The 13,554-nt window shown below is 34.0% G+C and carries 11 protein-coding genes; 4 read left to right on the top strand and 7 right to left on the bottom strand.

All coding sequences use genetic code 11. The features are described from left to right. Positions 1–205: 205 nt before the first annotated feature. The 5 genes from F6K23_RS03100 to F6K23_RS03080 all read right to left on the bottom strand — a co-directional run bounded on the left by F6K23_RS03100 (position 206) and on the right by F6K23_RS03080 (position 9,324). The gene (locus F6K23_RS03100) at positions 206–1,369 is read right to left on the bottom strand and encodes a MoxR family ATPase (RefSeq protein ID WP_293150423.1); all 1,164 of its coding nucleotides are present in this window, start codon (positions 1,367–1,369) and stop codon (positions 206–208) included. Between the two features lie 267 nt (positions 1,370–1,636). Next, positions 1,637–3,142, bottom strand: coding sequence for a hypothetical protein (locus tag F6K23_RS03095; protein WP_293150420.1), 1,506 nt, complete (start codon positions 3,140–3,142; stop codon positions 1,637–1,639). A 456-nt stretch (positions 3,143–3,598) separates the two neighbouring features. Continuing rightward, the gene (locus F6K23_RS03090; protein WP_293150417.1) at positions 3,599–5,044 is read right to left on the bottom strand and encodes a CHAT domain-containing protein; all 1,446 of its coding nucleotides are present in this window, start codon (positions 5,042–5,044) and stop codon (positions 3,599–3,601) included. A gap of 165 nt (positions 5,045–5,209) precedes the next feature. After that, entirely contained in the window at positions 5,210–6,202 is a 993-nt protein-coding gene (locus F6K23_RS03085) for a hypothetical protein (RefSeq protein WP_293150414.1), read from the bottom strand. Between the two features lie 521 nt (positions 6,203–6,723). After that, entirely contained in the window at positions 6,724–9,324 is a 2,601-nt protein-coding gene (locus F6K23_RS03080; protein ID WP_293150411.1) for a M1 family metallopeptidase, read from the bottom strand. A 179-nt stretch (positions 9,325–9,503) separates the two neighbouring features. On the opposite strand from F6K23_RS03080, the gene F6K23_RS03075 reads away from it, so the two are divergent. Together F6K23_RS03075 and F6K23_RS03070 are read left to right on the top strand one after the other, a co-directional pair. After that, positions 9,504–9,665 carry a hypothetical protein gene (locus tag F6K23_RS03075; RefSeq protein WP_293150408.1) on the top strand — a complete coding sequence of 54 codons (162 nt, stop codon included), beginning with the start codon at positions 9,504–9,506 and terminating at the stop codon, positions 9,663–9,665. 17 nt (positions 9,666–9,682) lie between these two features. Beyond that, a complete protein-coding gene (locus tag F6K23_RS03070; protein WP_293150405.1) occupies positions 9,683–9,805 on the top strand; it encodes a zinc ribbon domain-containing protein in 123 nt (40 codons plus the stop codon). A gap of 294 nt (positions 9,806–10,099) precedes the next feature. Here F6K23_RS03070 and F6K23_RS03065 read toward each other — a convergent pair whose 3' ends face one another. Beyond that, on the bottom strand, positions 10,100–10,252 hold the full coding sequence (locus F6K23_RS03065; protein ID WP_293150403.1) for a hypothetical protein: 153 nt from the start codon (positions 10,250–10,252) through the stop codon (positions 10,100–10,102). Positions 10,253–10,535: 283 nt separating this feature from the next. Between F6K23_RS03065 and F6K23_RS03060 the strand changes: the two genes are divergently transcribed. Both F6K23_RS03060 and F6K23_RS03055 read left to right on the top strand, forming a co-directional pair. Then, complete coding sequence (locus F6K23_RS03060; protein ID WP_293150401.1) at positions 10,536–11,036, top strand: hypothetical protein; 501 nt, start codon at positions 10,536–10,538, stop codon at positions 11,034–11,036. Between the two features lie 43 nt (positions 11,037–11,079). Beyond that, positions 11,080–11,610 carry a hypothetical protein gene (locus tag F6K23_RS03055; RefSeq protein WP_293150399.1) on the top strand — a complete coding sequence of 177 codons (531 nt, stop codon included), beginning with the start codon at positions 11,080–11,082 and terminating at the stop codon, positions 11,608–11,610. Positions 11,611–12,196: 586 nt separating this feature from the next. Here F6K23_RS03055 and hpsO read toward each other — a convergent pair. Then, on the bottom strand, positions 12,197–13,363 hold the full coding sequence (gene hpsO / locus F6K23_RS03050; protein ID WP_293150397.1) for a hormogonium polysaccharide biosynthesis glycosyltransferase HpsO: 1,167 nt from the start codon (positions 13,361–13,363) through the stop codon (positions 12,197–12,199). Positions 13,364–13,554: the final 191 nt, after the last annotated feature.

The following is a 13,554-nucleotide window of genomic DNA, read 5'->3' as shown; positions in this document are numbered from 1 at the left end:
CTACGAGCCTAATTATAAACGCCCCTACTACCTGTAGCGGTTATATCATGTCCGGATAATTAGTTATAAAAAAGTTTTTGTTTGTAGTAGGGCTTTAGCCCCAGAAATATCTATGCTTCGGGCTAAAGCCCTACTACGAGCTTTAATTATCACTATTCCACCGGACATGATATTATGCGTAATTCCTGTTAAAATTACCGTTTTTTTAAATTTCATCTGTAGTCGATAAACCTTTCAATAATAAAGCTTGTAAATCATCGGTAAAAGCTTCTGGACTAAGATTATTACGAATATAAATAGCATTCAATAACTGATCGTTTGCTCGCTCCTGTTCCTCTTTTTCTAAAAAAGCTTCAATAAGTTCCTCCGTTGTTTTTTTCAGATTCTCACTTTGTTCCTCGTCCTGAAAATGAGCGTTAATAATAGTTTTAAGAGCTGTTGTATCTGGATCTGGCATTCTTATTCGCAGGCAGCGACGCACAAAAGCAGGAGGAAAGTCTCGTTCCCCGTTACTGGTCATTATCACAATGGGAAAACTGGAGCAATCAACTCTTCCCCGTATAATAGAAGCTTTAATTCCTATATCTTCCGTGCGGACTTTTACTGATTTTTGTTGATTATTATCCATTGTATGAGATTTATCAGCCCAACGGACTAATTCAGGAATCTCATATTTTCCGTCTTCAAATAAGTGAAGCAAATCGTTAGGTAAATTAATATCACTTTTATCTATCTCATCAATTAATAGTACTCTCGGATACAGAGATGGTAAAAAAGCTGTGCCAACGGGACCCAATGTCACATATTGACCAATATCTTGTAGTTGATTTTTATGCAACTGAGAATCTTGCAATCGAGCGATCGCATCATAACGATAAAGTCCATCCTGCAAAGTAGAACGAGCTGTAATGGCCCAATTCAATACTGGCCCTAATTTTAATTCATAAGCGATCGCATAAGCTAAAGAGGTTTTACCGGAACCAGGATTTCCTGTTACTAAAAGAGGTCGTCGTAAATATATTGCAGCATTTACCGCATCCACAACATTAACCAGTGGTTCTTGACAATCATCTTCTTCTGTTTCTGGGGAATAAATACGGAATTTTTGACCTTTTTCTCTACCACGTTTATTTGCCTCAGAATTTGCTAAATCTTGAATAGTTTGCCACTGTTTTTCAAGTTCTATTAGTTCTGGAGATTTTGCTGTTTGTTCTGATTCAAGTTGTTTAATTTCTTTAAATTTTCGCCAAGGTGGAGGGTCAGGAAGGTCAGCAATATTAACATCATCATGGCTCTTTCCATCACCATAGAAAAAAAGCCAATTTTTCTGATTTTCTGTAACATTATTTTGGGGTTGATTTTTAACCATTACTTTCTCCTTTTTTAATAATTAGTTGTTAGTTGATTAAATCTAAAAGCATTGAAATATAAAGACAAGTGCTTTTTTGGGGTCGAAAAAAGTGCCTGGTTTTCAGTCTAAAACGATCAAAAAGTTAGTATTTTAGGCTCATAGTTAGGCAGAAAAATCATTCTTACAATTCTTACTCCTACCTCCTCGCTTATTCCCTGTTCCTCCTGTCTCCTGTCTCCTGTCTCCTGTCTCCTACCCCTACTAAAAGACTTTTGAGCGCAAACCCTAGTTAGTTGTTAGTTGATTAAAAGTAGGCAGATTAATTGGTCTTCGTTCAGTATAATCACACAAAATTCTTAAATGGTAACCTAAACATCTTTTTTTACAAGTATCAGCAAGGTGTCTTTTACGAATATCAAAAATTTTTGCATATAATCTATTTACATCTTGTAAATCTTCTACTGTTATTAAATTATTTAGTTGATTTATCAGAGATTGATAATCTGAATCATTTAACTCATCCCTCTTATCTTTGCTTTTGAACCATAAACATAAAGGAATTCCCTTTTCTAAAATAATTTCAAATAAAAGCTCTTTGGATTTACCTTTAGGCAAACCACAAGATATTTTTAGGATTATTTGCTTCTCTAATCTAATTCTTAACTGCTTTATTTGTGCCTTAAATAATAATTTATTTAATTCATTTTCTTGCTCAAAAGCTAAAATATTGTCTGCTATTATTGCTGTTTTTTTGATTCCCTGCCACTTCTTGATGCAAGAGTTTAGCCAACTGGTTTTATCTGGTTGTAATCGCTCTAAAGAACGCAAAATTACAGTTTTTTCTTCACAAATAGCTGTTTGTTTTTGTCTTAAAGCATCAGGAATTTTAAATTCAAAATCTTTAGTAAAAAATTTTCTAGTTAAAAATAATTCAACTTTTAAATCATAGCTTTGACCTTTAAGCACTTGAGAACGTAGATATTCATTTTGAACTCTCTCAATAAATTTATAAATAATATTAGGAACTTCTTTCTCTGAATATCCATTTTCCTTAATATCTTCTTTTCTTAACTCAACTTTAGTATTTTGAGTTTGACCCCAATTCTCAATCAACTCAGCTTGAACATTAAGAAGTGGTCTTGAATTATTTTTGGTCTTACCTCCGAGGGGGGAAATAGTTATTAAAAGATAGCTTTGGAGAGTAGATGATATTTGCTGTTCGTGAGTAATTACTGCATCTGGACAATTTATTTTTATCCATCGTCTCAATTTTTGCTTGAGATTATCCTTGATATCTTTAGCAGTCAAAATTTTATCCAGATATTTTTCTACAAAGTCTATAAAACTTGGATAAGAGTTAAGAAGGGAATTATCTATATCACTTAAAAACTGAGCATTATTACTTTTTTCAGTTAATTCTAACAAATGATTTTCTAATTCATATATATCGTCAAAATCTTCAAAAAAATCTCTAAAATTTTTATGTTCTTCAAAGATTTCTTTCAGTAAAAATATAAGAGAGGATAGTTGTGCATATATTAAGTGACGTTCTTTAATTGATGGGTATTCCTTACTAACAATCTCTATCAAATCTCTTAATTTTCTTTGATTCTCCAATTCTTTTAGCAGATTAATAATTCTAGTTCGATAGTCGCCTCCAGAAATTTGATTATAAAAATTACATCCAAATTCATTTTCATGTTCAAGTAATATACCTTTTAATTTATCCTCTGATAATACACTTTCAATTCCTTCACGAAGTTTAATTCTTTGGTTATCAGTTAATTTCATTTTCCATGTACTTAAATTACTCTTTTTGTGTATAGTTTATAGAACCCATTTGAGATCTATATAATTATGGTAGTCAAGTCTTTTCGCGCATCAATGAGTGAGAAAAAATCTGAAGAAGGAGTGTTGAATTTTTTGTATTATCTCTCCCCACATCTTCCCTGTTCCTTTTTCCCTCTGATACCATTTTGAAAAAAGAATGTTACGAATAATAAGCACCATAAAAAGACTTTCAAATAAAGTATATTTGACAAAAAATGTGATTTACAACATCAAAAATGGTATTAAATCTATCCATTCTGCATTCTAAATTCTAAATTCTAAATTCTAAATTAGAATAAACACCCTAAGTATTTGTAGCAAACATTTATCAATTTGGTATGACCTCCTGTCTCCTGTCTCCTGTCTCCTGACTCAAGGCTAAAAAAACTTGATATTTATAAAGATACCAAATGGGTTCTATAAATCTTGAGCAAAATTAGGATACTCATACCTAACAATTTCAATAAAATCATCAAGAAGTGGTCTATTATTTAGCTCTCTGGTTAAATAAATCAATCTTGTACGATAATTATCTCCAGAAATTTGATTATAAAAGTTACTTCCAAATTTATCTTCATATTCAATAAATATTGTTCTTAATTTATCCTCACTTAATACTCTTTCTATCTCTTCACGAAGTTTTCTTTTTTGTGCATCTGTTAAGTTCGAGAAGCTATTTTTTTTCCCATTAGATTCTTTTAAAAATAAATAACCATCCAAAGCATTCACATACACCACAGGAATCGCAAAATCTCGTTGATCATACCCATTCTCAATACCTAACTTAAACCGAGCCTTCTGCACCCCTATCTCAACAGAATTACCTTCAATTATTTTTGCATAAAATTCTTTCACAAAACTAATCGCCGTTTGATTAGAAACCTTATATTGCATAGCTAAAACTACTGGAATTCCTTGCAACATTAAACGAGAAGCAACACTACTAAAAGCATTCGTTTCAGATTGCTTTCCTGTTTCACAAGCTTGTAAAATCACAACTTTAGGCGTGTGACCACTAAAAAATTGACCAAACATCCTAGCATCTTTCCAATCCGCTTCACCCAATTCATTAACTAAAGCAACCTGCCCTACATCTTCTCCTTCCTTATCAACTAATTGACCGTGACCAATAAAATGAAAAATATCCGGTTTATCTGCTTCTAATCTTTCTACAATATCATAGAAATTTAGACCATCCATAACAGGCATAAATTCCACTTGCTCTTGTTGACTATCTATACTTTTTAAATATTGCTGTACTTCCTGATATTCCACATTACTTAATTGAGAATCAGCCGTCGGTTTAGAGACAACTAAAGCAATTTTTAGTTTTTCTCCTTCATTAATATTAATAGATAGTTTCTCTGATTCTTCTAGTTGATATCGACAGCGGTAAAAGTTTAATTTACGGTCTGTTGCGAAATAAATTTCACCTTGATTATATTTCTGAGGCAAACACATTAACTCCCAAGGATAGGCAACCACTTCTGGCATTGCCACCTCATTTATTTCTAAAATAACTGCTAATATTTGTTGTTGTTTTTTAACAACTTCTTGATAGTATGCTAAAAAATCTTCTCTTAATTGACTGTCAAACAAAGCCTCAAACAAAGCTTCTCCCACTTTAGTAATTTGTCCACCTTTTAAGTTAGCAGGAGCTTTTATAATTTCTCTAATCTTATCGTTGATTTTAGCGAGATTTAACCTTCCTGTTGACTGTTCTTTGTCAGCTAACTGAGGAGTTAATTTTCTCACTCTAACCGTATTCTCATTAGGAACAATAATATGATAAAAATATTGATTCATTGTCAGATAAATTATGTAGGGTTTTATGTAGGGGCGAATGGCATTGGCTAACGCCAAGCTCCGCTAACGCCCTCAAGACTTTTAACTTTTAATTTTGAACTTTTAACTTTTAACTTCCGCGTAGTGACACTAGGGTTTAGAGGATATCTGAAGAGTTTTTTGATACTGAATTTTGCCCCCCCTAGCCCCCCAATTATGGGGGGAACAAGAATCAATTAGCTGTTAAAAGTCCCCCAATTTTGGGGGATTTAGGGGGCTTGGATGTAGCAAATGGGACTTCTCAGACAACCTCTTAGGTAAGATAATTTGTTTTTCATCAATCCATTCTTCTTTTACCCCAACTGCAAAACTCTTAGCTGCTTGATCTTTACTCCCAAACAAATTTTTTAAATGACCTGGTAAAGTTGACATTACATCAATTAATTCACTATTAAGCCAATCAATACTTGGTTCAATCCAGACATTACCAATTAAATCAACAGACTCCAATCCTTTAGGAACTTTGAAAATAATGTCAAATTTCACAGTAGATTTATCCTGAATTTCTGGTTTTTCAAGTCGCCAATAACACCGAGAATTATCTTCTCCCTGAGCAAAAAGATTAAACTTACCCAATCTATAATTTAAGCTATCTAAAACAATAAATGTTTTAAGTTCATTTTTAGTTTTTATATTAGCCTTTAACTTGTCATAATCAGGAAGATTAACTATTTTAGTAAACTCAGAAACATCAACTCCAAATCCCACTTCTAAATTGGCATCTAGTCCCAAATTCAAGTTTACTCCTGTCTTTAATACAGTTTGCCATTTACTATCTGGGATAATACGATGTACTATTACCTCCTCTTTTCCTTGAGGAGCAAAATTAAGCTGACATTCTAACTTTGAAATCAAAACACTTGGTTGAGGTTTTGGATCAATACTCACAACCATAGAATAGAAATCAAACTGCTTCATTAACTGCTTAATTTCGTAATTCAACTCTACTCCCTTTTCTTCAAAACCTTCTGCAGTAAGAGGAATTAATCGACTACGAGGATTGCCAAATGTAATAGTAGTTTCCTTCAATCTTTGAATTGCAGTTGCTCCTCTTTTTAACTCTTGAATTTCTCCTCCTGCTAATTCACTTTCCTTACTGTTTACTACTTCAAATAAATCATTAAGTAAATCTTCTGCTCGATCAAAGTTAGGTAGATTAAATTTATGATTTGTCATTGATTTTTTGGAGAAATAATATTTAGGGTTTGCTGAAAAAGTCTTATCGGTGAAGGTAGGAGTCAGGAGAAATGGGAATTATAGAGGAGGTTAGATCAAAGGTGAGCCAGGGAATTTAGAGGATATCTGAAAAGTTGTTTAACACTGAATTTTGCCCTCCTAGCCCCCTAATATCATGTTCCCCCTCCGGGGGAGCTACGAATTGCGGATAATTACTTATAATAAAATTTTTGTTTGTAGTAGGGCTTTAGCCCTTACAATACTTACTATTAGGGCTAAAGCCCTACTACGAGCCTAATTATAACTGTTCTACCGTTAGCGTAGCTCCCCCGGAGGGGGAACATGATATAATTCTGGGGGGAACAAGAATTTATTAGCTGGTAAAAGTCCCCCAATTTTGGGGGATGCGCGGGGGCGAGTGATGTAGCATAAGGGACTTCTCAGACAACCTCTCTGTTCCCTGTTCCCTGTTCCCTATTCCCTTACTCCAGACTAAATCACTACATCTACAAGACTACCTTTTACTCTTTAGCCTTCGCCTCCAAATTTTCCAAACGACTTTTCAATTCCTGATTTTCTTTTTTAATTTTATCAAATTCCTGACGTAACTGTTTCAAAGCCTTATCAGAACCAATATTTTTCTGCACTCTCTGTACCGCTTCCTCAGCTCGACGACGTACTCGACCATCAGTAGTTTGATCGACTATACTCTGCAAAATTGCAATTGCTTTAGTAGTTTCCATTTGCGACAATGCAGCTACTACAGACATCTGAGTTAAGAAAAATGTTTCCCGTGATAATTCCGTTAGTTGTTGCAAAATACGTTCCAAATTAACAGGAGACTGAGCAGTAGAAATTGCTCCTAGAGAACGAATAGCACTTAAACGTAACGTCTGCGATACACCAGAAACAGTATATTTCAAAATCAGATTGAGAGCAGTTTCAGAAGTCTTCATCTTACTCAACGCTGATATCGCACCAGAACGCACTACCTCATTCCAACCCTGTTTTTCTGCCAATACCCACTTCAACAATTTAATTACCTTTTGCTCAGTTGGCTTTTTATCGGAGTTAGCATTGGCAGCACCAATATCTCCAATTCCAGACACAGCAGCAGCTTCTACATAATAGCTAGCATCGCCATTTTTCACTATAGATTTTAGTTGCTGATAACTCTTATTGGTTTTTATCTGTGTTAGTGCTTCCACCACAGCACGACGCACCCGAGCATCTTCGTCGTTTAAACCTGTAACCAAACTATCAAAAACCTGGTCTAGTTGAATTTTTGCTAGTTGCTTCACCACTTCAAGGCGCACACCCCAAAAAGGTTCCTCTATCAGCGCCTTTGATAATACTTTCACAACTTCTAAACCACCCTTTTTCACCAACGCCTCGGCAGCATAAATACGAGATGTAGGGTCTGGGTCAAATTGTAATTGTGCTTTTAGCTCCGCCATTGGATATGCCAATTTCACTGTTTTGAGATAGTTATTACCAACATCAAAGCTGATAAATTTCGGTTTTTCTGCCAGGGGAAAATAAAAGGTTTGTTCCTGCTCATGTATTCGTACAGTAAATGTTGTCAATTCTGGTTTTTCTTCTTTGAGATAACCGAAAGCAATAGGAATTTTCAAGTCAAATAATTCTTTGCTTGAATCCCCATTTTTATCATTTTTAACTAGGGTTTGTTTGACTGTTACTTTAGCTAATTTACTATCACCATCCCAAGCATAACTAACCTGATAATCAGGATGACCACCCCGAAAAACATATTGGTCAAATAAGAATAGTAAATTCCGTCCTGTAGCCTGTTCAATTGCTCTTAATAAATCGATAGTTTCCACCGTTTTATGAGCATTATTTTTCACAAAAGTATGAATAGCTTTTGTAAATAATTCATCTCCTAACTCGGTTTTAATCATATGATAAACACAAGCACCTTTTTCATAAAGATGACGGTCATAAAGCTCTATCGCTTCCCGATAAATATTAGTAACAATCGGACGACGATAGCGAGATTTATCCTCAGCAATATAACTTCGAGCTTCTTTCAATAGATAATAAGCAGCATCATCTTGACCATATTCATGCTCTGTCCATAATACTTCTGAGTAGGTAGCCATTCCTTCTTTAATCCAGGCATGAGACCAATGTTTAATGACAATTAAATCGCCAAACCATTGATGTGCAAGCTCGTGAGCAACTAAACTTTCAGAATTTCGGTTATCTAAAGCTGCTCTTTCATCTAGTAAACATCTATCTGTTAGTAAAGTTGTAGAGGTATTTTCCATCCCTCCAAAAATAAATTCATTAACGCAAACTTGAGCATATTTAGGATAAGGATATTTATAGCCAAATTCTTGACTAAAAAAATCTATCATTTGGGGAGTTTTTCCCATAGTTCGTCGAGCATCATCTTGACGTTTTTTTTCTACATAATAAGTGACAGGAATACCATTCCATTCATCTTGAATTTCGACAAATTTACCCACTGCTAAGGTCATTAAATATGTAGGATGAACTTGTTTTTGCATCCAATGATAAATTTTGCTATCTTCATTTTCTTCAGTACTTATAAGTTCGCCGTTGGAGATAGCAATAAATTTATGGGGTACTTTGACACGAATTTCTGATGTCGATAGTTGACCAGGGTAGTCGAAACAGGGGAACCAGTAACGAGAGTCTTCGTCTTCACCTTGAGTCCAGACTTGAGTGGGTTTGTTTGGATAATGTTTGTCGGGAGTAATGAAATATATGCCTCTTTGAGGGTTGTTGACAGCGTAGGCGATCGCTACTTTTATTTGTTTACCTGCTTCAGTCGTTGGTTGTAGATAAATCTGTAATTCTTCGCCGTCGTAGTCAAAAGTTTGTTCAGTGTCGTTAACTTTAATAGATTGAATTTCTAATTCAACTGCATCAAGAGTTAATTTATCAATCCCACTCCGTACAGGGTTTAAACTAATGATACAATTGCCATGAAAACTATGATTAGGAATGTCGAGTTCTAGATCGAGGAAAATATGTTCTACTTTGCCTGGACGATCAGGGTTATAATGGGGTTTGGCACCTGGTAACTCAAAAGATTTGGAATTATTTTCAGAATCAAAGTAAATATTGGACATTCGATGTGATTTATGGATATGTATTGGACAAAAATCTAGTATATCTTTTAGTCGTTTTAGCCGTAACCCTAGATAGCAATATTTAGATAATTGTATATTGCTATTTACAATTATCTGATAGTTTTATCCTTAATTAGACTGGCACTTCAAGCTTGCTGATCATCTGTTTTCGGATGTAAGTGTTATTTTCATTACCTGAGTTGCTCTTAGCTAATTTAGTCCGACGTTGCAAGGCCAAGTTAGGCGATAATGGTCAGTTTTTACCCAACGGCCAATCAGCCAAATCAGGATTGAATAAGTCTTTGCAAGATGCAGCTACTATCAATTCCTTGATGTTCTAGAGTATGTAGCCTGGAAGTTGGGTAAACAAGTTATCAAAGTAGATCCAAAGGGTACGTCTCAACATTGTTGGCAATGTTTGAGCAAAGTACCTAAAAGCTTATCAGAGCGCTGGCATTCATGTCCTGAATGTGGACAATAACTAGATAGGGACTATAACTCACCCACCCCTCTAGCTCCCCTCCCGGGAGGGGATGGGGGTGGGTTGGATTGTTATCAACACAGGAGGAGGACATCACTTCTGTTAAAACTGCGGTCAGGGTCTCCCAGACTGAAGAATCCCGCGCTCTCCCGTAGGGGAGCGTCGGGAGTATGTCAATATCGGATAAGTTTTACTCATATCATGTCCGCTGGTATGGTTTGTGTAAAACTAAGGGTGAATATCTACAGGAAATTTACGTTTTTTCAGTTTTTAAGCCTTCTTCCCTCTTCCTTCTTACTTCTTACTTCTTGCTTCTTCCTTCTTCCTTACTTGACTATATATATGGATACTACCGGGCATGATATGACTCCCTAACTGAAAAGCTGCCTTGATAAAAGCTCCACAAACAAATAGAGTATCAGTATTGCATATTGTTAAAATTTTCATAATTAGGGCTTGCTGATTAAATCTAAAAGCATTGACTGATATTGGTTGTAGAATTTTTTTCTCTAAAAAAGTGTCAGTTTTTCGGTGGAAAAAGTTCAAAAAGCTAGTATTTTGGAACGATTATGGCAGAAAAATCAAGGAACTATTTTTCCGACTACCTTCTCTATCATTCCCCTAACTCCTGTCTCCTGTCTGTTGTCTCCTGTCTCCTGTCTCCTGCCCAAGCAAAAAGACTTTATGAGCGCAAACCCTAATTAACTTATCTTTTCAACGAGAATCTAGAATGAGACATATTTTTATTCATGTAGGTTTGCCTAAGACAGCAACAACTTTTTTACAGGATAAAATTTTTCCCAGACTCAATAATACAACTTTGATTAGTAGACCTTATACTCAACAAAATAAGACTTTTAATCAGTTACAGTATGCAGATGATTGTTATTCTGATCCAGAAGAAATAAAAAAAGAAATAGGAAAAATAGCAGCATCCAAAATACTTATTTCTGATGAGATATTTTGTGGGACTAAGTTTACTATTAATAGAACTCTAATTGCTAGACGACTCAAACAAGCATTTCCTCAAGCAGAAATTATTATTTTTCTTAGAGGTCAGCAATCTCTGCTTATGTCTAGCTATAATCAAGCAGTAAAAATGGGTTATACAGGAAATATCAAAGAATATATTTGGTATTCTAAAAAAGAATATACTTATGATGATTATAAAGATGATTTATCCATGAATAAATTTAGGTGGATTCAACAATTAATAATGAATAATGAATAATGAATAATTACCTCTCCTTGAAAAGAAGAGGATTGACAAAGAGATGAAAATTTTTTTTTATTATCCCCTTAAAAGGGGAGGCTTTAAACCACAATTTTTCGGTAAAAATACTCAATCTTACAACTATCTATCACAGAATATCAATTTAATTGATTTATGTTATTACGAATTAATTAAACTTTATAAAGATAACTTTCCCAAAGTTCATATTTTTCTATACGAACAGTTTCGCTCAAATGCCCAAAATATCATTTCTCAGTTAGAAAATATCCTAGAAGATAAAATCGAAAATTTTGACACCAGCTTATTATCTGATAGAGTCAATGAAAAATTTGATGTTAATAAACTTCACAGAACAATAGCGATTAATAAGATTAAATTAATTCTTAAGACAAAGAATAAGTATATTGTAAATGGATTAGGACTACTTTATAGATTAATAGTCAATGATACTCAAAAATCACTTGTTTCTGAAAAAGAATATATTGATAGAATAACTGATGGCTTTTATGTTGAAAATAATCAAAAAATTGTTAGGGAATATCCAGAAATATTGATTCAAGATTATCCATAAAGAATATCAACTAGAATATTGATTTTAAATAAGACGCGCCTCAGCATTCAGCAGTCAGCTATTAGCTATCAGCTATTAATATTAATTTTGGAGAAGGTAAAAGCAACCTTTGAAATTGAGAAAGAATAAAAATTTACTGCCAAAGTCCCATTTCTAAATCTAAGAAGTAATGAATAATTACTAATTGCTGATAGCTGACTGCTAATAGTTGAATGCTTACAGACGCCCTAGTAGACAACCTAGCAGATAGAATACTATGTGGAAGGTAAAAGTTGAATACACAAAATTTAACGGGGTTGCACATTATGGAATGATACTGCAAAAAATTGCTTTAGACTTTGACTAAAAAAACCATTAATTAATCATTCTAGCAATTCTCAAACCCAACATCCTGTTCATCAAAAATCTAAAATCATTCGTCACTGTGCAACGCCAATTTAACGATTATTATGATTCAACTTCTCTGTTGTTGTTTTCTTGAGTCTACAATAGACTTCTCTGACTCCTTGTGTCAAGAATAATTGAGATACTCTTACCCTGATTAAAATCTTGTCTTCCCTTCTTTCTTTATGCTTAAAATTTGAAATTACATCAACTCCTGATAAAAATTAAATAACTGTCTAGCCAAAGCTTGATTTGTATACTGATTCATGGCTTTTTCATAACCCTTTTTCCCTAATTCTTCAGCTAATTCTTTTTGCTCTATCAACTGCATTAAACAACTTCTCAATTCCTCAACATTTCCCTCTGGAAATACCAAACCAGCATCCCCAATTACATAAGGAATTTCTCCAGAATCAGAACCTATTACAGGCACTTGACAAGCCATTGCTTCAATTAAAACATGACCAAATTGTTCCTTCCACCCCACAGAAGTTAAAGTTTTAAACTTATAAGTTGTTTCTGATGGCAATACTAAAGTACTCATCAAATTAATATATTTTTGTACATGGTCGTGAGGCACACTTTCTACTAAAATCAACCTATCTTTAATTCCTAACTCTGCTGCTTTTTCTAATAAAGTCGATTGTAATTCACCCCTTCCTAATAATAACCATTTCCAAGTTTTTTCTCGTAAACCTGCCAAGGCTTCAGTTAATGTGAGTAATCCCTTTTCCTCAACAAAACGACCCACAAAACCCACCACAAAATCATCAGGTTTAATTCCCAAACTATCTTTTAATTCTGTCTGATATTCTGGTTTAAACAAACTTTCATCTACCCCCAATTGAGGCATGACTTTAATCGGACCTTTGTAGCCTCGTTCTCTTAAAATATCTTCTCCATCTTTATTCCCAGCAACAATGCCATCAGTATTTCTGAGGTTATAACCCTCTAGTAAAGAAATAGGAAACTTGAGAGTATAAGGTAAATTCCACCAAGTAAAAAATAGATTTTTAGCTTTGACTCCTAAAAGTTTATTAAAAGTAATAAATTGAGCATAAGTTAAAGCTTTAGAACCCTGTTCTACTTGAATAATATCGGGCTTTAATTTTCTTAGTAAACTAATTAAGTCAGGACCAAAAGTCAGTAAAGCTTGATTATTTTCACTGTAATTAGAAATCGGTACTACTTGAAAAGAACCCTCATCAATAAATTGGGTTTCAACGATTTGACTTTGTACACCTTTAGGATTCCAACGTTTAGGAACAACAACCGTAACTTCAATCCCCGGTTCAAGTTTAGCTAAAGCGCGTAATTTTTCCCGGTTTAAGTCAACAATATAAGTGTGGCTAGCTACTAATATTTTCATGGTTATTATTGGGTGATTTAGTATTTATGAAGGAGTATGTCTTAGAATTTTTAGAAAACAGTTAAAGTAGGGGCGAATGGCATTCGCTCTCCCTAGTATCATGTTAATTTTCTCTTAGTATTACTTAAATCTTGATTTTTTATCAAAAAAATAGTTTCCCGATTTATTACCGAAGAATTAATAATTAAATA

It is taken from the genome of Okeania sp. SIO2C9, from assembly GCF_010672455.1.
Classification (GTDB): Bacteria; Cyanobacteriota; Cyanobacteriia; order Cyanobacteriales; family Microcoleaceae; genus Okeania.
Note: the sequence above shows the minus strand (reverse complement) of the source record. Positions and strands in the feature narration are given on the sequence as shown.

Excerpts from the sequence above, each read along its gene's own strand:
- F6K23_RS03100 (WP_293150423.1), bottom strand. The coding sequence starts at position 1,369 with ATGGTTAAAAATCAACCCCAAAATAATGTTACAGAAAATCAGAAAAAT.
- F6K23_RS03095 (WP_293150420.1), bottom strand. The coding sequence starts at position 3,142 with ATGAAATTAACTGATAACCAAAGAATTAAACTTCGTGAAGGAATTGAA.
- F6K23_RS03085 (WP_293150414.1), bottom strand. The coding sequence starts at position 6,202 with ATGACAAATCATAAATTTAATCTACCTAACTTTGATCGAGCAGAAGAT.
- F6K23_RS03080 (WP_293150411.1), bottom strand. The coding sequence starts at position 9,324 with ATGTCCAATATTTACTTTGATTCTGAAAATAATTCCAAATCTTTTGAG.
- F6K23_RS03065 (WP_293150403.1), bottom strand. The coding sequence starts at position 10,252 with ATGAAAATTTTAACAATATGCAATACTGATACTCTATTTGTTTGTGGA.
- F6K23_RS03060 (WP_293150401.1), top strand. The coding sequence starts at position 10,536 with ATGAGACATATTTTTATTCATGTAGGTTTGCCTAAGACAGCAACAACT.
- F6K23_RS03055 (WP_293150399.1), top strand. The coding sequence starts at position 11,080 with ATGAAAATTTTTTTTTATTATCCCCTTAAAAGGGGAGGCTTTAAACCA.
- hpsO (WP_293150397.1), bottom strand. The coding sequence starts at position 13,363 with ATGAAAATATTAGTAGCTAGCCACACTTATATTGTTGACTTAAACCGG.